This is a genomic window from Natrinema altunense (genome assembly GCF_000731985.1).
Taxonomy (GTDB): Archaea; Halobacteriota; Halobacteria; order Halobacteriales; family Natrialbaceae; genus Natrinema; species Natrinema altunense.
The window spans coordinates 452,296-476,308 of the sequence record NZ_JNCS01000001.1 but is presented as its reverse complement, the minus strand read 5'-3'; the positions used below and the strand labels follow the sequence as shown (position 1 = coordinate 476,308).

General features: G+C 65.5%; 18 protein-coding genes. 10 read left to right on the top strand and 8 right to left on the bottom strand.

Going from position 1 to position 24,013, the window contains the following annotated elements; all coding sequences use genetic code 11:
- Nucleotides 1–6 precede the first annotated feature (6 nt).
- Nucleotides 7–1,320: a molybdopterin molybdotransferase MoeA gene (locus ALTAJ2_RS02455; protein WP_007110422.1), complete on the bottom strand. Its 1,314-nt coding sequence runs from the start codon at nt 1,318–1,320 to the stop codon at nt 7–9.
- A 199-nt stretch (nt 1,321–1,519) separates the two neighbouring features.
- Between ALTAJ2_RS02455 and ALTAJ2_RS02450 the strand changes: the two genes are divergently transcribed.
- The 7 genes from ALTAJ2_RS02450 to ALTAJ2_RS02420 all read left to right on the top strand — a co-directional run bounded on the left by ALTAJ2_RS02450 (nt 1,520) and on the right by ALTAJ2_RS02420 (nt 8,594).
- Complete coding sequence (locus ALTAJ2_RS02450; protein WP_007110423.1) at nt 1,520–1,891, top strand: Hsp20/alpha crystallin family protein; 372 nt, start codon at nt 1,520–1,522, stop codon at nt 1,889–1,891.
- 66 nt (nt 1,892–1,957) lie between these two features.
- Complete coding sequence (locus ALTAJ2_RS02445; protein ID WP_007110424.1) at nt 1,958–3,604, top strand: ABC1 kinase family protein; 1,647 nt, start codon at nt 1,958–1,960, stop codon at nt 3,602–3,604.
- An 87-nt stretch (nt 3,605–3,691) separates the two neighbouring features.
- Nucleotides 3,692–5,365, top strand: coding sequence for an asparagine synthase-related protein (locus tag ALTAJ2_RS02440; protein WP_007110425.1), 1,674 nt, complete (start codon nt 3,692–3,694; stop codon nt 5,363–5,365).
- Between the two features lie 124 nt (nt 5,366–5,489).
- Nucleotides 5,490–6,578: an enolase-like domain-containing protein gene (locus ALTAJ2_RS02435; protein ID WP_007110426.1), complete on the top strand. Its 1,089-nt coding sequence runs from the start codon at nt 5,490–5,492 to the stop codon at nt 6,576–6,578.
- 164 nt (nt 6,579–6,742) lie between these two features.
- The gene (locus ALTAJ2_RS02430; RefSeq protein ID WP_007110427.1) at nt 6,743–7,117 is read left to right on the top strand and encodes a translation initiation factor IF-5A; all 375 of its coding nucleotides are present in this window, start codon (nt 6,743–6,745) and stop codon (nt 7,115–7,117) included.
- Entirely contained in the window at nt 7,117–7,968 is an 852-nt protein-coding gene (speB, locus tag ALTAJ2_RS02425) for an agmatinase (RefSeq protein WP_007110428.1), read from the top strand. Before ALTAJ2_RS02430 ends, speB begins: the two co-directional genes overlap by 1 nt.
- Before the next feature lie 125 nt (nt 7,969–8,093).
- A complete protein-coding gene (locus ALTAJ2_RS02420; RefSeq protein WP_007110429.1) occupies nt 8,094–8,594 on the top strand; it encodes an 8-oxo-dGTP diphosphatase in 501 nt (166 codons plus the stop codon).
- A gap of 158 nt (nt 8,595–8,752) precedes the next feature.
- Here the strand turns inward: ALTAJ2_RS02420 and ALTAJ2_RS02415 are convergent, their stop codons facing one another.
- Both ALTAJ2_RS02415 and ALTAJ2_RS19010 read right to left on the bottom strand, forming a co-directional pair.
- A complete protein-coding gene (locus tag ALTAJ2_RS02415; RefSeq protein WP_050031426.1) occupies nt 8,753–9,727 on the bottom strand; it encodes a quinone oxidoreductase family protein in 975 nt (324 codons plus the stop codon).
- 164 nt (nt 9,728–9,891) lie between these two features.
- On the bottom strand, nt 9,892–10,710 hold the full coding sequence (locus ALTAJ2_RS19010; protein ID WP_144240180.1) for a hypothetical protein: 819 nt from the start codon (nt 10,708–10,710) through the stop codon (nt 9,892–9,894).
- A 404-nt stretch (nt 10,711–11,114) separates the two neighbouring features.
- On the opposite strand from ALTAJ2_RS19010, the gene proS reads away from it, so the two are divergent.
- Nucleotides 11,115–12,596, top strand: coding sequence for a proline--tRNA ligase (gene proS, locus ALTAJ2_RS02410; protein WP_007110431.1), 1,482 nt, complete (start codon nt 11,115–11,117; stop codon nt 12,594–12,596).
- A 414-nt stretch (nt 12,597–13,010) separates the two neighbouring features.
- Nucleotides 13,011–17,621: a glutamate synthase large subunit gene (gene gltB / locus ALTAJ2_RS02405; RefSeq protein WP_081603394.1), complete on the top strand. Its 4,611-nt coding sequence runs from the start codon at nt 13,011–13,013 to the stop codon at nt 17,619–17,621.
- Between the two features lie 672 nt (nt 17,622–18,293).
- Here gltB and ALTAJ2_RS02400 read toward each other — a convergent pair.
- The 4 genes from ALTAJ2_RS02400 to ALTAJ2_RS02385 all read right to left on the bottom strand — a co-directional run bounded on the left by ALTAJ2_RS02400 (nt 18,294) and on the right by ALTAJ2_RS02385 (nt 21,711).
- On the bottom strand, nt 18,294–18,848 hold the full coding sequence (locus ALTAJ2_RS02400) for a peroxidase-related enzyme (RefSeq protein ID WP_081603397.1): 555 nt from the start codon (nt 18,846–18,848) through the stop codon (nt 18,294–18,296).
- 117 nt (nt 18,849–18,965) lie between these two features.
- Entirely contained in the window at nt 18,966–19,376 is a 411-nt protein-coding gene (locus ALTAJ2_RS02395; RefSeq protein WP_007110434.1) for a GIY-YIG nuclease family protein, read from the bottom strand.
- A gap of 79 nt (nt 19,377–19,455) precedes the next feature.
- Nucleotides 19,456–20,610: a hypothetical protein gene (locus ALTAJ2_RS02390; RefSeq protein ID WP_007110435.1), complete on the bottom strand. Its 1,155-nt coding sequence runs from the start codon at nt 20,608–20,610 to the stop codon at nt 19,456–19,458.
- Nucleotides 20,611–20,706: 96 nt separating this feature from the next.
- A complete protein-coding gene (locus ALTAJ2_RS02385; protein WP_007110436.1) occupies nt 20,707–21,711 on the bottom strand; it encodes an RAD55 family ATPase in 1,005 nt (334 codons plus the stop codon).
- A 162-nt stretch (nt 21,712–21,873) separates the two neighbouring features.
- Between ALTAJ2_RS02385 and ALTAJ2_RS02380 the strand changes: the two genes are divergently transcribed.
- On the top strand, nt 21,874–22,863 hold the full coding sequence (locus tag ALTAJ2_RS02380) for an NAD-dependent epimerase/dehydratase family protein (protein WP_007110437.1): 990 nt from the start codon (nt 21,874–21,876) through the stop codon (nt 22,861–22,863).
- Nucleotides 22,864–22,870: 7 nt separating this feature from the next.
- Here ALTAJ2_RS02380 and ALTAJ2_RS02375 read toward each other — a convergent pair whose 3' ends face one another.
- Entirely contained in the window at nt 22,871–23,947 is a 1,077-nt protein-coding gene (locus ALTAJ2_RS02375; RefSeq protein ID WP_007110438.1) for a hypothetical protein, read from the bottom strand.
- Nucleotides 23,948–24,013: the final 66 nt, after the last annotated feature.

The window sequence follows — 24,013 nt, the reverse complement described above, 5'->3', positions numbered from 1 at the left end:
GACGTACTAGGGGTTGATTTCCCAGGTTTCGACGGCGACCGTTTCACCGGCCGGAATCCCCTCGCGGTCGTCGTCGACGATCACCCAGCCGTCGGCCAGGGCGACGCTCGAGAGCACGCCCGACCCGCTCGCCCGGGTCGGGACCGCCTCGTATCGGGGTTCGTCGTGGCTCGACTCGTCTGCGTCGCGGGCCGTGAGTTGTACCCGTGCGAACGTCCGCGTCCCGGGTTCGCTCGGAATCTTGCGCTCGAGTCGGGCCCGCGTCGTCGGGTGGGGGTCGGGCTCGGTCCCCTCGAGCCATCGCAGGACCGGCCGGAGGAACTGGACGGCGTTGACGATGCAGGCGACGGGATAGCCTGGCAGCGCGAGCACCGGCGTCTCCTCGACGATCCCCAGACAGACGGGATGGCCGGGTTTGAGCCCGACGCCGTGGACGAGTACCTCGCCGAGGTCGTCGATCACCTCCGGTAGCAAGTCGCGCTCGCCGACCGAGGAACCGCCGGTGGTGACGACGACGTCTTTCGTCAGGTCACGCTGGATCGCCACGCGCAGCGACTCGGGATCGTCGGTGACCACGTCGCGGTAGGTCGCTCGTGCGCCCCACCGCTGGGCCAGCCGCGAGACGGTGAGGCCGTTGGTCTCGATCACCTCGCCGGGGTCGGGGTCGCCCGCGACGAGTTCCTCGCCGGTCGGGACGACACCGACGGTCGGCTGCTGGGCGACCGCGACGCGGCCGTAGCCCGCCGAGCGCAGCAGGCCGAGATCCGATGGCCGGAGCCGGTGGCCCGCATCGTAGAGGTGCTGTTCCGCCTCGATATCCTCGCCGATCGGCGCGACGTTTTCCCCCTCCGCGACCGCGTCCTCGACCTCGAGTTCGCCGACCGACTCGCGTTCGGTGACCCGTTCGATCATGACGACGGCGTCGGCACCCTCGGGGAGCGCGCTGCCGGTGTGGACTCGCGCGGCCGTCCCGGGGGCGATGCTGTCGGCGGTCGCGTGCCCGTCGGTGTCGGCAGCGGGTTCGGCGAGCTGCAGTACTTCCGGCGAGCGATCGCTGGCCCCGAAGGTATCCGCGGCCCTGACGGCGTAGCCGTCCATCGCCGCCCGTCGATAGTGGGGCACGTCTCGAGCGGCCGCGATCGGTGCGGCGAGGACGCGGCCGTCCGCACGGTCGACGTCGACGGTCTCGGTCCCGCAGGGCACGTCCGTATCGGCGTCCCCATCCCTCGCGACTGTCTCCTGCAGAATCCGGCGCGCCTCGTCGACCGGTGTCCGGACCTTGAACCCGGCCTCCGTGCGCTCGCGGTCGGCTCCTTCCATACCCTGATTCGGGTCGCCGGACGGCAAAAGCGTGGGGGAACCCCTCGGTTGCTCGGTCGCTCGAGTGAAAATCAGGTGTCATCGATCGGCGTCCCCGCCGTAGCTGGCCGTCATCGAAACCGCCACCAGGCCGCTCGTAGGGGGGTGAGAGCTCGCCGCGACCACGGGGTTTTTCGTATCGGGGTTCGAACCGGTATCCATGTCAGCGCTCCGCGACGCGTTGCGGGACCTCTCCGAGGACGTCTTCTTCGATCTGCTCGAGAGCGATGACGCCTATCTGCTCGTACTCGACGTCCCCGGCGTCTCCGCCGAGTCGCTCGACCTCGCGATCGAGGACGGCCGCATCTCAATCGATGCCCGCCGGGAGAAAGAGCCGGCCGGCGACTACCGGTACGTCGAGGAAAACCGGTCGCTGTTTCTCGACGTCGACCTCCCGCTGCCCGACGACGCGTCCGATGCGGGTGCCGAGGCCGCCGTCGACCGAGGCGTCCTCGAGTTGACGCTGCCGAAACGCGGTTCCCGCGAGGAGACGACGATCGACATCGTCGACGAGGGCTCCGAACCCGGGTGACCGAGGCTGGTTTCACTTCGCGCATACAAGCGATTTGCGGTCGTCACGTGGCAGTTCCTCCCGCTGTTGCTCGCCTACGCCCGCGACCGGCGGCGTTTCCTCCTGTTCGGCCGTCCCCGACGGGTCGATCCCGAAACGCACCGCCACCGAGCGGAGGTGTTACTCGAGTCGCTGTTGACCCTCGGGCCGACGTTCATCAAACTCGGCCAGTTGCTGTCGACGCGTCCCGACGTGCTCCCGCCGGCGTACATCGACGTCCTCGCATCGCTGCAAGACGACGTGCCGCCGGCACCCTGGCCCGGGGCGAAACGCGTTCTCGAGGACGAACTCGGTCCCGTCGACGAGCGATTCGCGGCGTTCGATACCGAACCCATAAGCGGCGCGAGTCTGGGTCAAGTCTATCGGGCGCGTCTCGATCCCGAAAGCGAGCGCGCGCGGGCTCAAGCGAACGGTGGGAGCGGCCACGACGTCGCCGTCAAGATCCGCCGACCGGACATCGAGGACCTCGTTCGGGCCGATCTGCGAGTCATCAAGTGGTCCCTGCCGATCCTGCTGTACTTCGTCGACGACGCCCGGTCGTTCTCGCTGGAGAACCTCGCCGAGGAGTTCTCGAAGACGATCCGCGAGGAGATGGACTACGAGCGCGAGGCGGCGATGCTCACCGAAATCCAGTCGAATTTCGCCGACGACGACGGGCTCGTGATCCCCGACGTGATCGAGAGCCACTCCGGCCCGCGCGTGCTCACCATGGAGTACATCGAGGGGACGAAGATCAACGACGTCGACGAACTCGAGCGCAGGGGAATCGATCGCACGCGGGTCGCGACGGACTTACAGCGTGCCTACCTGCAGATGATCATCGACGACGGGGTCTTCCACGCCGACCCGCATCCGGGGAACCTCGCGGTGACCGACGACGGGCGGATCGTCTTCTACGACTTCGGCATGTCGGGACGGGTCGACCCGTTCGTTCAGGACAAGATCGTCGACTTCTACATCGCCGTCGCCAATCAGGACATCGACGGCATTCTCGACGCGCTCGTCGAGATCGGGACGCTCTCGCCCGACGCGGATCGGGGCGTCATGGCCGAAGTGATGGAGATCGCGATCCAGGACGCCCGCGGCGAGGACATCGAACAGTACCGGGTCAACCAGATCGTCGGACAGATCGAGGACTCCATCTACGAGTTCCCCCTCCGACTGCCGAAGAACCTCGCGCTGATCCTGCGGGTCGCAACCGTCGTCGAGGGAGTGTGTGTCACCTTAGACGAGGACTTCGACTTCATCTCGACTGCGACCGAGTACCTGACCGAGCAGGGGTACCGCGAGGAGTCCATCCGGAAGTACATCGACGAGACGGGCCGACAGCTCCGCCGGTCGGGCGAGTCACTGACGCGACTCGCGCCCAAGACCGAGCGCGCGCTCGATCGGCTCGACCGGGACGACCTCTTCGTCCGTATCGGCGTCGAGGACGAGCAAGACGTCTTCGAGGAACTCGCCAAGCGACTGGTCTACGGCATGCTCCTCACCATGTCGCTGTTCTCGATGGGTGTCCTGTACGCCCTCGAGGCACCCAGGGCGTCGGTCGTCGCGGCGGGGTTCTCGGTGATCGTCGTCATCCAACTCTATCGGTCGTTCCGCTCGCCGACATCGATCGGCGCGCGACCGCAGTTCACCCGACAGAACCTGCGCCAGCGCCGCGGCGAGGAGTAGCACCGGTGCGTTCATCGGCGACTGACTGTCGGTTCGCACGGAGTATCCATCCCATTACAATGTCCCGTCTGCCGGTTCGGGTTGGTAATGGCGACAGTGTTGCTCGCGAACCCGAACGCCGAGGTCGTTACCCGAGACGAGCGCCGGTGGATCATCGCCGGCACGCACCGGCGCGAACTCCGCACGGCGATCGAACGCGGCGCGCCGTTCGCGGCGGTCAAAGCGCTCCACGACTCGCTGCCCGGCGAGGGAACAGTTGTCGTGCTCTCTGAGCGGGCGGCCGAACCGACGGTGCAGGCCCACCGCGGGATCACGTCGGCCTACGAAGTGTTCTACTGTCTCGACTCGAGCGGCGAACCGGTCGTCACCGACCTGTTTCGAAACGCCCTCGCGCGGCTCGAACCGGCCGATCGGACGGTGCCGGATCGCGCGAGGGCCGCGCACCTGCTCTATCGGACGACGCCGATCGACACCTACGTCGAGCGGGTCCACCGGCTCGGTCACGGCGAGACGCTCACCTGGACGCCCGGCGAGACGACGCCCCGAACCGAACTAACGGAGACGCTCACGCCCGAGTCGGGACTCGCGCCCGCGAGCGCACACGAGCGACTCGACGAGGTCCTGTCGGCGGTCTGTGCCCCCGTCGCGGACGAGGCGTCGCTCATGCTCTCGGGCGGTGTCGATTCGACCGTCCTCGAGCCCTACCTGACGACCCCTACCGAGAGCGTGACCGCGTCGTTCGACACGCCCGAACTGGCGTTCGAACGCGAGTACGCCGAGCGCGCGACCGACCTCGTCGGGACCGACCGCGAGGTCGTCGAGATGGCCGAGTCGAACTACCTCGAGCGGCTCGAGGCGGCCGTCGACGCGCTTGGACTGCCGCCCCACCAACTCCAGACGCCGACGTTCGACGGCATCTACCGCGAGTACGACGGGGCCGACACGTTGGTCAGCGGTCAGGTCGCGGACGCCGTCTTCGGCCTCGGCGGCTCGCTCGAGACCGCTCGCACCGTGTGGCGGACGCGCTACCTCGGCTACGTCCCGCCGGTCGTCGAGAAACTCCGACACCACCGGGACGTGCTCGATGGACTCCGGCGGCATCCGTCCGATCCCGACGGACAGGGGCTCCAGTTCGCGGTCTACACGGACGTCCCGGCGGTCGTCGAGGCGATCGGACGCCGGCAGTACGAGCGACGCCAGCGCGAGCGCTACGAGTACGCGATGGATCGGGTGCCCGCGGCGTCGGGGAACCGGTACGCACGACACGTCCACGTCGGACAGTGGGTCGACTTCTTCTGCGAGGACGCCGTCACCGTCTGGCGGCAAGCCGCTCTCGCCCGCGGCTGCGAGATGTACACGCCGTTCGCGGGCAAGGCCGTTGCCGAACTCGCGCTCGGGCTCCCCTCGCCCGAGCGCTACGTCCGCGACGGCGAGCCCAAACACGTTCCGAAGCGACTGCTCGGCGAGTGGTACCCCGCGTACGACCGGCGCAAGCCGAAGGGGAACGGGAACTTCCCCGCGGAGCGATTTCTCGGATCGGGGCCGCTCGAGTCGATCTTCGACCGCTACGAAGTCCCCGAGTTCGCCCCCGACGTCTCGGGCGCGATCGTCGACCGCTCCCCCGGCCTCGCGTGGAACCTGGCGGGCTACGCCGTCTGGCGCGACCGCGTCCTCCGCGCGGACGACCTCGAGCCGGTCGGCCACACCCGAACCGTGTCGGTGCCCTCCGGGACGCCCCGTTCCGAAGGGGAACCGGTGTGAGCGCACCGGCATCGGAGACGGCCGTTCCGAAGCCGGCGTGGACGCCGAGCGGACGCTCGTCGCTGTCTCGAGTGACGCCGCGAACCCACCAAGCCCCTTTGATCCCCGGGCCCGAACGACCGGTATGGACTACGATCGGCTCGCCGACGTGCCGGTGACGATCGACGAGGTGTCGACCGAGCGCCGCGAGCGTGCGACCTCGAGCGATTTCACCCGCGTCACGACGGAGTTCGCCCTTTCCGGGCCGGGATCGAGCGACGACGCCGCGGTCACCGGATACGGCGAGGACGTCACCTACGAGACTGCGGATCACGACCGGCTGGCGGAGACGGGGCTGCCCGACCTGACTGGCGAGTGGACGATCGACTCGTTTTCCTCGCGGCTCGCCGACCTCGATCTCTTTCCCGGCGGTGTGCCCGATCGGGCCGTCTTTCGGAACTACCGGCGCTGGGGCATAGAGAGCGCCGCGCTGGACCTCGCGCTCCGGCAGGCGGAGACCGATCTCGGGAGCGAACTGGAGCGCAGCTACGACCCCGTCCGGTTCGTCGCCAGCACCCGGCTCGGCGACCCGCCGACGACCGACCGACTCGAGTCGTTGCGCGAGCGGGTCCCTGCCCTCGAGTTCAAACTCGATCCGATCCCGGCGTGGGACGACGACCTCGTCGCGGCCATCGGCGAGACGGTCGGGACGGAGGCGGTCCGTATCCTCGACCTGAAGGGTCAGTACGAGGGCACCGATGTCGACGTGCCGGCCGATCCCGCCCTGTACGACCGCGTTCTCACGGCGTTCCCCGAAGCCATCATCGAGGACCCCACGCTGACCGACGAGACGCGACCGCTGTTCGCGGACCCCGCCGTCCGAGACCGGGTCTCCTGGGACGCCCCGATTCACGGACTCGAGGACGTCGAAGCGCTGCCCTGGGAGCCGGACTGGCTCAATATCAAACCCTCTCGGTTCGGCTCGCTCGAGTCGCTGTGTGAAACCCTCGCCTATTGTGCGGAACGCGACATTCGGTTGTACGGCGGCGGCCAGTTCGAACTCGGCGTCGGTCGCGGCCAGCTCCAGTTGCTGGCGTCATTGTTCTATCCCGACGGCCCGAACGACATCGCGCCGCGGGCGTACAACGACCCCGCCGTCGAGGACGGATTGCCGACGAGCCCGCTCGAGGCCCCGGCCGATGCGGCCGGGTTCCGGTGGGAGCCGTCCGCGTAGGGGTCGCAGATTGGTGCTGAACGGGCAGCGCCGACGGGACCGGTCGGCGGCCGTAACCCGCTCCCGGAGCATGGCGGGGGCTGCCGTGAGACCCGTTGTCGGGCAGAACTCGCCGCAGCGCGCATTCCAAACGGTTTATGCACGTCGATTGATTACGCCGGGACATGGCGAAACAGCAGACCGAGGTTCGCGACCTCCAGGAAGGCAGCTACGTCATGATCGAGGACACGCCGTGTAAGATCAACGCCTACTCGACGGCAAAGCCGGGCAAACACGGCAGCGCCAAGGCTCGCGTCGAGGCCGAGGGCGTCTTCGACGGTAAGAAACGGTCGCTCTCCCAGCCCGTCGACGCGAAGATCTGGGTCCCGATCATCGAGCGCAAGAACGGACAGGTCGTCTCCGTCGACGAAGACGACATGCAGGTCATGGACCTGGAAACCTACGAGACGATCACGATGCGCATTCCCGACGACGTCGATGTCTCCCCCGACGAGAACATCGAATACCTCGAGATGGAAGACCAGCGAAAGATCGTCTGATGTTTCCCGGGGCGACCGACGAACGCGAGGGGACCGACGCGGCGGCACAGTCCGATCGTGACGGCGGCGCGAACTTCGTGGTCGTCGGTGCGCCCCTGGACGCCACGACGACCTTTCAGCCGGGGACCCGCTTTGGGCCCCGCCGCATTCGATCTTTTGCCGAACCGTTCGACGACTACGACCACCGGACGGACCGACACTTTTCGGAACTGGGCGTCGTCGACCACGGCGACGTTCGGGCCTGGGACGACGTCGACGCGTATCTCGAGTATCTGACGAGTACGCTCCGCGAGGCCGTCTGGAACGACACCGTGCCCCTGCTGTTGGGGGGCGAACACACCGTCTCGCTCGCGGGCGTCCGCGCGGTCGAACCCGAGGTGTTCGTCTGTCTCGACGCCCACCTCGACCTGTACGACGCCTACGACGGGAACCCGCTCTCCCACGCCGCCGTCACCCGCCGGATTCTCGAGGACGTCGCATCCGTCGAGGACGTGATCGTCCTCGGCGCTCGCACCGGCAGCGAAGCCGAGTGGGAGCGAGCGGCCGCCGACGACGTGACCGTCGTTCCACCCGAAGACGTGGGCGAGTGGACGCCCGGGGATCGACTCGCGGACCGCGAGGTCTACCTGAGCGTCGACATCGACGCTGCGGACCCCGGCTACGCGCCGGGCACCGGAACGACCGAGCCGTTCGGCCTCGAGCCCCGCGAACTCCGCGACGTGGTCCGGACGGTTGCACCCCACGCCGACGGGTTCGACGTGGTCGAGGTCAACGACCGCGACGACGGACAGGCGGCCGCCTTGGCCGCGAAACTGGTTCGGGAGTTCGTCTACTCGCATGCCGATGGCTAACCGCCACCCGGTTTGCCAGTCGGGTTCTCACGGTGAACAGTAGGGGTAAGCGACGGGAAACCACGCGAGCCGTCGCATAGCTGCGTGAAGTACAGCCTTTTCACGCTCCGAGCGAACCCTCGCATATGATCGAGACGACGCTGTGCTTTCCCCTCCGAGACGGCGGTGACGACGGCGACGACGTGTTGCTGATCGAGAAACGCCGCGGCCTCGGCGAGGGCTGGTACAACGGCCCCGGCGGGAAACTCGAGTCCGGCGAGACCCCACAGGAGTGTGCCGTCCGCGAGACGAGAGAGGAGGTCGGCCTCGAGGTCCGCGACCTCGAGAAGGCGGGCGAACTCACCTTTCTGCTCGACGGCGAGGAGCATACCCGCTGTCACGTCTACCGCACGCGCTCGGTAACCGGCGAGCCGAGCGCCTCCGCGGAGGCCGATCCGGAGTGGGTACCCGTCGACGACGTCCCCTACGACCGGATGTGGGACGACGATCACCTGTGGCTTCCGGGCGTCCTCGAGGGAGCCACGGTCGTCGGCGAGTTCCGCTTCGAGGGCGGCGAACCGTTAGACGAGGCCGAGTTCGTCGCTCACGACCTCGAGTGGGACGTCCCGCTCGGGAACGGGAGCTGACCGACGGAAGCACCCGCTGTCGCGGCGGCAGGTGATCGCCACGCCCCCGATCCGGTTGGTGTCGTCCGCTCACGGCGGTTCGCCGCCGTTGGCACGATCCGCGAGACCGGCAGTCCCATCGGCCTCGGGGTTGCTTCGGCGGGTCTATTCCGTTCGATTCAGGGCTTCAGAACGACCTTTCCGGAGCTCTTCCGGTCCTCGATGTACTGGTGGGCCTCGGCCGCGTCCTCGAGCGCGAACGACTCGCCCAGGATGACCTCGAGATCGCCGCTGGCGAACCCGTCGGTCAGTTCCGGGACGGCCTGCATGACGCGACTCGGATCGTGCGTTGCGGCCTGTCCGAGGTGGAAGCCCTTGACGGTCTTGTTCTCGAAGAGCAGGCGCTGGTTGCTCACTTCGGCGGGGACGCCGCTGGCGACGCCGAAGGTAACCATCCGACCGAAGTGAGTCATCGCGTCGAGGCTGCGTTCGAAGACATCGTCGCCGACGCTCTCCAAGACGAGGTCGACGCCTGCGCCGTCGGTTTCCTCGTCGACGACCTCGCGGAAGTCCGTCTCGGTGTAGTTGATCGGGTGATCGCAGCCGAGGTCGGCCGCGAGGTCGAGTTTCTCCTGCGTGCTCGCGGTGCCGAAGACTTCCGCCCCGGCGTTCGACGCCAGCTGGACGGCTGCGGTGCCGACACCGCCGGCCGCAGCCTGGATGAGCACGGATTCGTCCTCCTCGAGACCGCCCCACTCGAAGAGACAGGCGTGGGCGGTCAGAAACTGGACGGGGAAGCCGGCGGCTTCCTCGAAGCTCATCGCGTCGGGGACGGGAAAGAGCAGATCCGCGGGGGCGGTGACGGACTCCGCGTAGCCGCCGGTGTCGAGCATGCCGACGACGCGGTCGCCTTCCGACAGTTCCTCGACTCCGTCACCGACAGCGTCGACGACGCCCGCGGCTTCCATCCCGGGGACGTACGGCGCTTCGGGTCCGTCCGGGTAGTGACCGCGCCGCTGCATGATGTCCGCGAAGTTGATTCCCGCCGCCTCGATGTCGATTCGAACTTCGCCCGCGTCCGGGTCGGGCGTCGGGACGTCGACGACCGAGAGTTCGTCGCTGTCGCCGTACTCGCTGATCTCGATGGCTCGCATATCCGTATCTCCGTGACCGATTCCCATAAGTCCGCGAGAACCGGAAGAAACCCGTTCGTGATTTTTGAAACCGTGTCAGCGAATAAAATCAGGATCAGCGTACCTTCGGTCGGAGGTACGCCGAGGCCAATTCGATGAGATCGTACTTATGAATATTTTAACTACTATGCGTTATCCCAGTTGAATTCTTTCCCATCACGTATTTCCGTTTCGAGGGCTCCATCTTCTGCAACCCATTGAGCTGTTTCACTTCCAGGATTAACAACTGGACCATTTGGCCCGACCGAAATATCATATGTAGTCTCCTCCCATGTATGATAATAGTCGAATTCTATCCTTCGCTTCGAAGGGTCGGTATCCTTTGTTTTAACCGGCATTCCACAACCGCTCCCGTAAATAGTCTTATCTTCGCCCGGTGCTGGGTTATAGGGGAGTGTGCTCTGTTCCTGCTCAGAACTATCGTACTCTGCAACAAAGCCAGTATTAAATTCAGAATCCTTGTCAGTTATTTCACTCACATATGAACCATACCACGGCTCACCAGATCTCACATAATCATTATCAGACCACCCAATCTTAACTAAGTCAAGTGGAATCGGTGCATCTGGAGTGTAATACTCCCACTGCCAGCTAAGATCGATATAATCATCGGAACCAAGATTTTCACTGTAAGTTAAGGTGATAGTAATCCATGATCTCTCTAATTCTTCTACGTGGGCTTTGTCATCAGCATTATTTAGTGGAACTTGTAGTTTCCCGCTAGCTGAGTAAACATCAGCACCGTGTTTGATGAGATATTCCCTCCACTTATCAACGGGCCATCCTTCTTCTTCTCGAAGGATCAAAGAACGCTCAAGTAAGTTATCTGAATTGGACTTTCCTCTCACAGATTTTGGGACAAATACCCCAGCTAAAGCCCCCGCTCCAAGTGTTTTGATTGCTGATCTCCTCCCTTTCTCTACTTTCTTCGGACTTTCGTCCATGTATCCATTATTGATCCCGCCCCATTTATGATTTTCTACTAGCAGTGTTATAATATATTAATACTAGTTATAAATAATTAATATGGCTATTGGAAAATATAATGCAACCTCATATAATCACAACACTATAAGAGACTGTATGTATTTTGGGCTATATTCGTGGAGGAATTATTAAATCTAAAGTCGATCCTGCCAACCTCTGATTGGTGCACTGATCCAGATATTGTTTTAGCAATTATCTAGCTCACATTTACTAATTAAATTGAAGTATAATTCGCACCCCTATAACATTAAACCCTCTATAAAATGTAAAATTTATATAGTGTGGATTATTTAAATAATAGTTTCGTGGAATGCGGTTCACCTTCGCATCGTTTAAGACCGCTGTGGCTATCGTTGTAGATATGAGCGACGAGAGTCAAGAACTCGGCATCACCGAGTCGAAATCGCACAAGCCCGGCGAGTGGTACGCCGAAGTTGTCCAGAAGGCCAACCTCGCCGACTACGCACCGATGGGCGGGTTCATCGTCACGAAACCGCGTGGCTACGCCCTCTGGGAGGCCATTCAGGAGTCACTCGACGGCTGGTTCAAAGACACCGGCGTCGACAACGTCTACTTCCCGATGTTCATCCCCGAGAGCTTCCTCGAGCGGGAGAAGGACATCGTCGAGGGGTTCGATCCGGAGGTCGCGTGGGTGACCCACGGCGGCCACGACGAACTCGAGGAGCGACTGGCCGTCCGGCCGACCAGCGAGTCGATCATCGCGCCCTTTATGGCCGATTGGACCCGCAGCCATCGCGACCTCCCGATGCGGCTCAACCAGTGGTGTTCGGTCGTCCGCTGGGAAGCAACGGAGACCAAGCCCTTCTTCCGGACGAAGGAGTTCATGTGGCAGGAGGGTCACACCGCCCACGCGAGCAACGAGGGCGCGTGGGAAGAGGTCTGGACCCGGCTGGAACAGTACGAACGCGTCTACGAGGACGTGCTGGCGGTTCCGGTGCTCCGCGGCAAGAAGCCCGAACACGACAAGTTCCCCGGCGCGGACACCACGACGACCGTCGAGGCATTGATGCCCGACGGCAAATCGGTTCAGGGAGCGACCAGCCACAACCTCGGCCAGAGCTTCGCCGAGTCGTTCGACATCACCTTCGCCGACGAGGACGAGAAAGAGCAGACGGCTTACACCACCTCGTGGGGCCTCTCCTGGCGTGCAATTGGGGCTCTCATCATGACCCACTCCGACGATCAGGGGCTCGTGCTCCCGCCGACGGTCGCGCCCACGCAGGTCGTCATCGTCCCGATCTGGCAGGAGGATACCAAAGACGATGTCCTCGAGTACTCCGAGGGGATCGCCGACGACCTCGAGACGGCCGGCTTCCGCGTCGAACTCGACGACCGCGACGAGCGCAATCCCGGCTTCAAGTTCAACGAACACGAACTCAACGGCGTGCCGCTCCGACTCGAGATCGGCCCCCACGAGGTCGACGACGCGGAGGTCACGCTGGTCCACCGGCCGGACAACGCGGAATCGGTCGCGGACCGCGACGGGATCGTCGACGCCGTCGACGAGCACCTGGACGAAATCTTCGACAAACTCTACGAGTCCGCCGAGGAGAACTTGGAAGAAAACGTCCGCGAGGCACACAGTCCCGAAGAGATCCTCGGAACGATCGGCAAACACGGCGGCTACGTGAAGACGCCGTGGTGTGGTGACGAGGCCTGCGAGGAGGTCATCAAGGAGAAGATCGCCGCCGAAATCGTCATGCAACCGCTCGAGGACGAGGGCGGCTCGACGGCCGGCGACGTGCCCGAACCCGACCACGACGAGTGTGGCGTCTGTGGCGACCCCGCGGACGAAATCGCGTACTTCGCGAAGTCGTACTGACCGGTTCGACACCGGCGGTTCTTTTTCCACGCCGCTCGTTCGGGCGCGAGCCGAATCTCGATGACCGTCCGCCGACAAATCGTGAGAGACCATTCCATGCATACCTAATCCTTTAACCCATGGTACCTTACCCGGGGAGACTGAGTAATCGTATGTGGTGTTCACTCTGGTGGGTGAACACTACGTGCCTCTGACATTCCCCGCTACCGGGAAGACCCGCTTCCCGGACGGGAGTTTAATCGGTCGCGCGACTACGCGGCGTTTCTCCGAGACAAACGGCGGACCGACTGACGAGGATATCCTGGCGCTTGCGATTAAGGTATCTGGTTACACCTTATATTAGTCCATATGTGTTAATAATACGCTTAGTCATAATGGATTAGCCTCTTATAGTCGTTCCCGCTACGTGTGTGCATGTCACAGCCACATATAGCGCCATCCACCGAGCGTTCGGCGGGGCTCGCCGACCCCGAGGACGCCCGGTCGAACTGCGGCGTCGGCGTCGTTATGGACCTCGATGGGGACGGGGGACACGACGTCGTCGCCGACGGCCTCGAACTGCTCGAGAACCTCGAACACCGCGGGACGACCGGTGCGGAGAAGAACACCGGCGACGGGGCCGGTATCATGCTCCAGACGCCCGACTCGTTCTTCGATCACGTTCTCGACGCGACCCTCCCGGAGACCTATGCCGTCGGCTCGCTCTTTCTTCCGCAGGATACCGCGGCGCGCGAGGCCCTCGTCTCGCTGGTCGAGGAGACGTTCGCCACCTACGACCTCGACGTCCTCGAGTGGCGGGACGTCCCCACGAACAACGACGACCTCGGGCAAACGGCGGTCGACTCCGAACCCGACGTCCGGCAAGTCGCCGTCGCGCCGGAGGCCGACCTCTCCGAGGACGACTTCGACCGTCGGCTCTACGTTGCCCGACGCGCGCTGGAAAACGCCGTCGAGGACGCCGATATCGAGAACAAAGAGCGCTTCTACGTCGTCTCGCTGGACTCGAAGACGGTCGTCTACAAGGGGCTGCTGAAGGGCGTTCAGGTCCCGTCTTACTACCCCGATCTCACCGACGAGCGACTCGAGTCGACGTTCGTGATGGTCCACGAGCGGTTCTCGACGAACACGCTCGGAGCCTGGCATCTCGCCCATCCCTACCGGAACATCATCCACAACGGCGAGTTCAACACCATTCAGGGCAACATCAACTGGATGCGCGCCCGCGAGACCGACATCGAGAGCGACGTGTTCTCCGATCTCGAGGCGGTCAAGCCGATCATCGACGACCCCGACCAGTCCGATACCGCGAGCGTCGACAACGCGCTCGAACTGTTGATGCAGGACGGCCGCGACCTCGAACACGCGCTCCGGATGCTCGTTCCCGAGGCCTGGCGCGGTCGTGGCGCGAAGCGCCACGGGCAGCAAACTTCTGCCGAAGTTTGCGACGGCGACGACGCGATGGACGACGACCGGAAGGACTGGTACGACTTCCACGCCTCACTGGTCGAGCCGTGGGACGGCCCCGCGCTCGTCGCGGCGACCGACGGCGAACGCGTCGGCGCGGTACTGGACCGCAACGGCCTTCGCCCGTGCCGGTACGACGTGACGACCGACAACCGCCTGATCATGGCCAGCGAAGCCGGCGCGCTCGAGACCGACCCCGCGGAGATCGAAGAACGGGGACGGCTCCAGCCCGGCCAACTCTTCCTCGCCGATCCCGACGAAGGACGGATCATCCCCGACGAGGAGGTCTTCGACGACCTCACGGACGACCGCTACGGCGAGTGGGTCGCCCAGGAGCAGGTGCATCTGGACGACATCCGGACCACGAACGACCGCTCGCCGCAGACGGACATCTCGGCGCTGCGCGACTATCAGGCCGCATTCGGCTACACGCACGACGAACTCGAGAACCTGATCGAGCCGATGACCCAGAAGGGAAAAGACCCCGTCGGCTCGATGGGTGACGACACGCCGCTGTCCGTCCTCACCGAGTTCAACCGACCGCTGTTCTCCTACTTCAAACAGCTGTTCGCACAGGTCACGAACCCGCCGCTGGACTACATCCGCGAGGAACTCGTCACTTCGATGGAGTCGCGGCTGGGCTTCCAGCGCAACCTACTCGACGAGTCGCCCGCACACGCCCGTCAACTCGTCCTCGACTCGCCGATCCTGACCGACGCCGAACTCGAGTCGATCCGCGACTGTACGGCCAACGGCATCACGGCCGCGACGATCGATATTACCTACGAGCCACGGAGCGACGAACCCGGCGACGACCTCGAGGCGGCGATCGAACGCGTCCGCAGAGACGTCGTCGCAGCGATCGAGGACGACGACCACGACGTAATCGTCCTCTCGGACCGCAACGTCGACGAGGACCGGATCGCGATTCCGAGCCTGCTGGCGACCGGTGGCGTCCACCACCACCTCGTGCGCAACGGCCTGCGCAACCACGTCGGACTCGTCGTCGAGTCCGCCGATCCGCGCACCGTCCACCACTTCGCGACGCTCGTCGGCTACGGTGCGGGCGCGGTCAACCCGTACCTCGCCTACCAGACGATCGAGGACATCACGGCCGGCCCCGACGGGGCCGATACCGAGGTCGCGATCGACGCCTACGTCGGCGCCGTCGAGGACGGGCTCCTGAAGATCATGGCCAAGATGGGGATCTCGACGGTCGAGAGCTACCAGGGAGCCCAGATCTTCGAGGCCGTCGGTCTCGATTCGGACCTCGTCGCGGACTACTTCTCCGGCACCGAGAACCGAACCGAGGGAATCGGCCTCGCCGAGATCGAGGCGGACCTCCGCGAGCGCCACGCGACGGCCTTCGGCGGCGACGGCGATGACGCCGATCTCGACCGTCACGGCGAGTTCGAGCACCGCTCGGACGGGATTCACCACCAGTGGAACCCCGACACCGTCGGCGCGCTCCAACAGGCCGTCCGCTCGAACGACTACGAGCGCTATCAGGAGTTCGCCGACAAGATCAACGACCAACAGCAGACCCTCCAGACACTGCGCGGCCTGCTCGAGTTCGACTCCGACCGCGATCCGGTCCCACTCGAGGAGGTCGAGCCGATCACGGACATCGTCCAGCGGTTCTCGACCGCCGCGATGTCGCTGGGCTCGCTCTCGCCGGAGGCTCACGAGAACAACTCGATCGCGATGAACCGCTTGGGCGGCAAGTCGAACTCCGGCGAGGGCGGCGAGCCGCCGGAGCGGTTCAACACCGAACGCGAGTGTAACGTCAAGCAGGTTGCAAGCGGCCGCTTCGGCGTGACCTCGACGTACCTTTCGAACGCCGACGAACTCCAGATCAAGATGGCGCAGGGCTCGAAGCCCGGTGAAGGCGGTCACCTCCCCGGCTCGAAGGTCAACGAGATGATCGCCCACGTCCGCAAGTCCACGCCGGGCGTCGGGCTGATCTCGCCGCCGCCGCTGCACGACATCTACTCGATCGAGGACCTGAAGCAACTGATCTTCGATCTCAAAGCCGCAAACGAGGAGGCGGACATCAACGTCAAACTCGTCTCCGAGGCCGGCATCGGCACCGTCGCCGCCGGCGTCGCGAAGGCAAACGCCGACGTGGTCCACATCTCTGGTCACGACGGCGGGACGGGTGCCTCGCCGCGGACCTCGATCAAGAGCGCCGGCCTCCCCTGGGAACTCGGCCTCGCGGAGGCCAACCAGATGCTCTGTCGGACCGGCCTCCGCGACCGCATCCGCGTCTCCGCCGACGGGGGGATGAAGACCGGGCGCGACGTCGCCGTCGCCGCCCTGCTGGGTGCCGAGGAATACGTCTTCGGGACCGCCTCGCTGGTCACCGGCGGCTGCGTGATGGCCCGGCAGTGTCACAAGAACACCTGTCCGGTCGGCGTCGCCACCCAGCGCGAGGACCTGCGCAAACGGTTCCCCGGCGAGCCCGAACACGTCATCAACTACATGACGTTCATCGCGCAGGAACTGCGCGAGATCATGGCCGCACTCGGCTTCGAGACCGTCGACGAGATGATCGGCCGGGTCGACGCCTTGGAGCAGCGCGACGACGTCGACCACCCGAAGGCCCGCAACGTCGACCTCTCGGACGTCCTCGCGGACCCCGGCGGCGACGTCCGCCGGAAGCTCCGCGAGCAAGACCACGAACTCGAGGACCAACTCGATCGCGACCTCATCGAGGCCGCGGCGGACGCCATCGAGGACGGGGACCCGGTCAGCCTCGAGACGGACGTGACGAACGTCGACCGCACCGTCGGTGCGATGCTCTCGAACCGCATCACCAGCCGCTACGGCGAACCCGGGCTGCCCGAGGACACGATCACTATCGATGCAGAGGGAACCGCCGGACAGAGCTTCGGCGCGTTCCTCGCCAGCGGCGTCTCGATGCATCTCGACGGCAGCGCCAACGACTACGTCGGCAAGGGGCTGTCGGGCGGGAAGCTCACCATCCGTACGCCCGAGACCGCGGCCTACGACCCGACCGAGAACGTCTCGATCGGTAACGTCGCGCTCTACGGCGCGACCGACGGCCAACTGTACGTCAACGGCGTCGCCGGCGAGCGCTTCGCGGTGCGCAATTCCGGTGCCACGGCCGTCGTCGAGGGCGTCGGCGACCACGGCTGCGAGTACATGACCGGCGGCGTCGTCGCCGTGCTGGGCGAGACGGGCACGAACTTCGCGGCCGGCATGTCCGGCGGCGTCGCCTACGTCTACGACCCCGACAACGAGTTCGAAGCGAAGGCCAACACCGGGATGGTCTCGCTGCACGACTCCCTCGAGGAGAAAGACGAGCGGATGCTCCGTCGACTCGTCGAGAACCACGTCGCCTACACCGGCTCCGAGCGGGGCGAACTCCTGCTCGCAAACTGGGAGCGCGCGCTCGAGGCCTTCGTGAAGGTCATGCCCGAGGCCTACTACGAGGCGATCACCGAGCAGGGCAGCGACGACGTCCGCAACGAACTGCCCGGCGCGCCGGAGGCCGCCGCCGAGGCCGAATCCGCCGGGTTCGCTGCGGGCGACGACTGATCCTTCGATCTTTCGTCTCGGGACACTATAGTAGCCACTGAAACGATTTACACACTGATCGCGACGCTGTCGTGCGATCAGGTGTGCAATGACTTTCAGTGGTTACTATAGATCGACCGGCCCAGCCCCGAAGGCTCCGTCCAGTTCGATCCTGTCGGACTCGACCTTTCCTCGAGCGGAGACCGGACCTCGGCCCCGCATCGAACTCGTTCGACGGGCCGAGCATGCGATCGCGACCGGGATGGATGACTTCTCGAGCGATATTTTAGACGTATCAAATCTAGCTCTCGATCGGCCGCGACAGCCCGCCGGACACGTCTGTCATCGTTCGAGACGGGTCGATCACTACTCGGCGTCACGGTGACGGGACGTTCCATCGCGAAAACAGCGGGACGGTGCTAGGTGGCAGGAGTTCACCCACCGACTGTGAGTTACGATGACTGATCACGTGTGAAGACTGGGAGACCGTAACCGCGAGTCGGCGTCCGCTGTCTACCGGGCGACTATCACTTGGCACGATCGCCCCCGGTAGGTGTGATCGGCAGTACATTCCTGTGTCGCTTTCGTGGTGTGATCACCTCCGCCACCACTTGCTTTTGTGGCTACAAACTTAATCTTTAGCCCTGTCTAATTATGGCCATCAGTCATGCGACCGAACGCTGTGGCGGTCGCTTAATTCCGCCCAAGCGTGTGAAATTCGTCGTTCGGCCGCATCTCGGCGAACATGGCCATTCGGTTGCTCAGGTTGTAGTACGCGGTGACGGCTCCGATGTCCCAGATGGCCTCCTCGCTGAAACCGGCGTCCCGGAGCGCCTCGAGATCGGCGGGTTCGACTTCGGCCGGCCGCTCGGTGAGTTTCACCGCGACGTCGAGCATCGTTCGGTGGGCGTCGCCGATATCCGCGGTCCGGTAGTTCGCGACCAGTTGGTCGGCCAGCGTCGGGTCGTCGGCGTAGATCCGAACGAGCGCCCCGTGGGCCACGTTACAGTAGTAACAGTGGTTGACACCGGAGACGGCGACGATGAGCATCTCGATCTCCTCGCGCTCGAGGGTGGTGTCCTCGACGAGGGCGTCGTGATACTGGAAAAAGGCCCGGAAGTGCGATGGTTTGTACGCGAACGCGGAGAACACGTTCGGCGTGAAGCCGGCGCGGTCGGTCTCTTCGACGATTCGCTCCTGGAGGTCCGCCGGAAGATCGTCGAACGCCGGGACGGGGAACCGGGCCATCGCGTCGTCGCTGAGTTCCGGGGTCGGTTCGGATGGTGACACGGAGTCGGAGTCGGGATCGCTCACGACTCCCGGTTCGCGGCCATCGGTAATAAGTCGGCGGTGAACGGCACGGCCCTACGCGTCGACGACGCCACCCGCGTCGATCGCCGCCTCGAGCACGGCGTCGTCGCCCGGCGTGGCGAGCAAGTGTGCCGGACAGTCGCAGTCGGACGCCCCGAACCCGGAGACGAACTCGCCGGGCAGCGAGTCCGCCAGTTCACACTCCCGATCGGCGTCCGGGAACGTGATCGCGTGCTCGAGGCGCGTCGCGGGATGTCCGAGCAGGTAGTCGACGTGCCAGTGGCGCGTCTCGCGGTCGCCGGCGGCGAGTTCGCGGTGGCGGTCGACGCGACTGAAGCCGCCGGGGCCGAACGCGCTGCCGACGTAGGCGTACGCGCCGGCGGTGAACTCGCGATCCCCCAGTGCGCCGACGTCGATCGTCGTCGATCGCGAGACGTCGATCACGAGGACGTACGTGCCGCTCATACGCGACGATCGGGGGAGACGCGGCAAAAGCGGGGCGGTTTCGATGTGCGATCCGCGGACGGACCGGCGCTCGAGGCCGTTACCGCGACCGGTTCTCGTCTCGACGCCTCTCGTCGGCCGTCGGATCGCGCTCGTGGACGTGGCGGCGGGTGGTCATGTCGTCGTCTCGTCCCTGTCGGGTTCGGTCATCGCTCGAGCCCCGCTCCGACTCGCGGGGTTCGGTCCAGTCACCCCGTTCGGAGCGGCGACCCCGCTGGCGGTACTCGAGGCCGCCGCCGGACTGCTGTGACCGGTTCATGCGGCCGCTCGAGGAGCCCCGAGTCTCTCGCCGATCCTCCTGCCGGCTGAACTGCTGGCGATCCTGATACTCGCGGCCGGGCTGCTGGCCGCGCTGTCCGCGTCCCCGTTCTCGTTGGGGGCCGGGCTGCTGGCCTTCGCTCCGCTGGTGGCGACCGGTCTCGGGCTGTCCCTGCTGATACTGACTGCCGTGTTGCTCGCTGCCTCCCTTCGATCGCGTCCCTCGCTGGCCTTGTGTTCGGGGCTGTCGGCCGTGCTGCTGGCGGTCCACACCGCGCCGCGTCCGCTGCTGGTCGCGTTGCGATCGGTCCTCGCCGCGCTGGCCGCGCGGGTCACCTCGCTGGTCCTGTCCCTCGCCCCGCTGGCCGCGCTGTTCGCCTCGCCGTCCCTCCTGTCGGGCTTCGCCGCCGTACGCGAGGTTCGCTCGGTCCATCGCGTTCGTTTCGAACCCGCTGCGCTGTTGCTCGCTTTGTTGTTGTCCCCGTTGCTGTCCGGTCCGCCGACTCCGTTGTTGTCCGGTCCGTGTCCGTCGTCCGCGCTGCTGCTCGGCGGGTTGCTCGTGCCGTTGACTGCGCTCACCGCGTTGCTCGGGTCCTCGTGACCCGCGATCGTCGCTCTCGCCGCGGCTGAACAACCCGTGAAGCCAGCCGCGGTCGCCGCCCTGTCGATTCCGTTCGGCCTCGCTGCCGTGCTCTCGCCCTCGATATCGGGGTCGGGTCCCGGTCTCGTTCGATCGCTCGGTCCGTTCCTCCGTCCGTCGATCGCTGTCGTAGCGGTCGTTCATGGTGTGGCTGTGTGGATCGTCGATTCCCGATGCGGCGCAGTCGACGCGCTGGCCGCTGGTAGTCGTCGTGCTGCGGTCGGTCCTATCCCGAACGGGTGAATAAAACCCGACCGTGAGTTCGCGTGCACGCCGATAGCGGGCGTCGGCGGGCATAATTGGGGAGACGGGTCCTGGGAGCGGGCGACCGGACGCGATTCCGGAGCCGCGTCGCGTGTCGAGTCGGCCGCCGCTCGAGGACCGCCGCCGAGATTATCGGGGGCCGTTCGCTCGTGGCGAGGCGTTTCCGAGGTCGTAGACCTGCTGTGGGTCCGTGTTCGGACCGAACGCGAACAGTCCGCGGGCGGGTTCGTGTTCGTAGGTCACCCACTGCGGGAGTACCTCGCCGCCGATCAGTTTGCGGACGGCGAGCTGTTTGAGCCGTGTGTCGGCCACGAGGTGGTCCGTCAGCCGGAGATCGACGATCCCGTCGAAGACGTACTCTTCCTCGGGATAGCCGTTTTGCCCCGCCGTCGTCGCGGCGGCGACGATCGGGACGAACCGCGCCTTGCAGACCGTCGCCCGAACGTCTTTGATGAAGTCGTGAACCAACTGCTCTTGCAGTAACGACTCGAGTTCGTCCAGCGAGTCGATCGTCACCAGTCCCGTCTCGGTCATCTCGAGGTCGTCGAGCGCGCGGTGGAGGGTGTTCGCCACCTCGCGACGGTCGCTCGGATCGCGAACCGCCACGATCGCGTCGCCGGCCGCCTCGCCGACGAACGTCGCCCAGTCGGTCCGGTGTTCGCGGAACTCGTCCCGGTCGTCGAGTCGGTGGGTGAAGCAGTCGATAATCCGCAGGCGGTCGTTTTCCAGCGCCGGGAGGACGTTCCAGCCGTTCCCGTAGAACCGCTCGAGCGTCGCCGTCGGCGGGTTGGCAAACGAGACGACGACGGCGGGTTCGCCCCGCTCGAGCGCGCGCCAGACGAGCTCGGTCCCCAGTTCGGCGCGGCGGGTCCCCTCGTCCCCCGAGAGGAGGAGAAAGGAGTCGGCTGGAACGCCGTTCGGAACGAGCGAGTCGATCGGTTCGACGCCGGTTACGAACCGCTTGTACGCCTCGGGATCGGGCAGCGTCGACTCGTCGGCGGCGGCCTCGCGGCAGGCGATCGAGCAGTACCGCCCGTCGTCGCTCTCCTCGGGATCGCCCGGGATCGGGTAGTGACAGTGGTCGCACTCGAGTGGATGCTCCCGAGCGCGATCCGTCCAGAGCTGTGCTGACATACGGGGCCGCCCTACGACGGAGGGGATCAAAGAACCCTCCCCTGAACGGGTGGGCCGAGTCGGATCGGGCGTCGCGTTCGTTCCACGGCCGTTCCGTGCCGGCGGCAGCACTCGTCACAGCCTGTCGCCAGGGTTTTGCTCCGGCAGCCCCGTCGGTCCCGTATGGACAGTGCACTCGTTATCGGCGGCACTCGCTTCATCGGCCGCCATCTCGTGGTCGACCTCCTCGACCACGAGTACGACGTCACGATCTTCAACCGCGGGACCCGCGAGAACCCGTTCGCGGACGACGACCGGGTCGACCACGTCGAGGGCGATCGGACGAACGACACGGCGCTCGAGGCCGCAGCGACGACCGTCGATCCCGACGCCGTCTTCGACTGCGTGGCCTATCACCCCAAGGACGTCCGCGCCGCGACCCGGCTCTTCGCGGACTGCGAGGCGTACGTCTACGTCTCGAGCGGCGCGGCCTACGGCCACGAGGAAATCCCCAAGCGGGAAGGCGAGACGCCCCTGCACTCCTGTACGACCGAGCAGGCGACCGACGACTCCGCCGAGAGCTACGGGAATCGGAAGGCCGAGGGCGATCGGGCGGTCTTCGCGGCGGCCGACGACGGCGTTCGAGCCATGGCCGTCCGACCGCCGATCGTCTACGGTCCCCACGACTACACCGAGCGGTTGGACTGGTGGATCGATCGCGTGAACCGCTTCGACCGGGTCGTGGTCCCCGGCGACGGGACGAACGTCTGGCACCGCGTGTACGTCGAAGACGTCGCCAGCGCGCTCCGGATCGTCGCCGAGCGCGGCACGGCCGGCGAGGCCTACAACGTCGGCGACCGACGACTCGTCACGCTCGAGGAGATGGTCGCGTTGATCGGCGAGACGCTGGCTACCGAGGTCGAGATCGTCCACGCCGGGCCGCGAGAACTCGCTGCCGGCGACATCGATCTCGAGGACTACCCGCTCTACCGAGCGTACCCGCATGTCCTCTCGACGGCGAAACTCGCCGCGCTGGGCTGGGAGTCGACGCCGCTCGAGGAGGCGATGGCCCGGGCGGTCGACGACCACCTCGAAAGCGACCGGGACGGGGACGGGAACGGCCCGGATCGCGAGGCCGAGGAACGCGTGTTGAGGGTTCTCGAGACCCTCTGAACCGTGGTCAGTGCCGGAGTCGCTCGAGCCGTCGCGCCGTCGACGGCCTCGATGCGAGCCGTTCGTGGAGTCGTCCGCGATCGTCGGCCAGATCGTCGGTGGCCTCGTACGCGCTCGCGAGTTCGTCGGCACCGACCGACTGAGCGGCGCGACGGTCGGCGGCGAACGCACAGCGCTGGAGGTACCAGGACAGGAGCGGCCAGACGATGGCGAGCGCGGGGAGTGCGACGAGCATCGATCGCCAGATGCTCAGGGTCAGGACCAGTCCGAACAGGAGGGACATGACGAGCGCTCGGCGCTCGAGGAGTCGGAGTTCGTCGGCCGCGGTCGCCCGTGCATACAGTGCCGCCAGCTCGTCGTCGTCGAGGGCGTCGAACGTATAGTCGGTGGCGTACAACCGCCGGTTCCGGAACGAGCCCCCGAGGTAGAGGCCGGCCGTTTCGGTCTCCTCGCCGGGAATGACGCCAGCGAGCGGGATCGTCGTGTCGACCCGGTCGGCGGCGGCCTCGAGCCGTCGTCGCTGGTCGGCCGTCGGCTCGAGAACTTCCTGTGAGAGTTGCACGCTGTACTGTGTCCAGACGGAGATCCAGAAGAGCAGAACGGCGAACAGGATCGGAATCAGGAACGGGCTCGGAGCCGACAGCCTGACGAGGACGATCAGGGGGGCTATCAGACCGAGACAGAGCACCGCTATCGCGACGAGGTATTTCGCGAGACGACCGACCGCGGTCGTAGCTGAGATCTCGAGGTCGCGCCGCTCGCGGGCGTACGGAAAGACGCCGAGGTACGTGACGAGGACCGCGACGATCGTTCCGATCCCCGTCGGGACCCAGGCGAGGGGAGCCGCCAGTCCACCGGCCAGCGCCGGATGCAGCGACGAGAGAGCCGTCTCGGTTGCGTCGACGAGACCGGACAGTGTGAGGCCGACAACGGCCGTGAGGCCGACGAGGGACAGCAATCGGTACGTCCCGCGCGATCGGCGATCGTCGTGACCGCCGCGTCGCATCGTGTACGAACCGTACAGCCGGCCCGCGACGTGGCCGACGACGAGCAGGCCGAACCAGAACGCGACTGCCACACTCATATTCGACCGATAGAGTTGGAAATTTTATAGCCTATCGCATTCGCCGTGCCGGACGGATCGGCGACG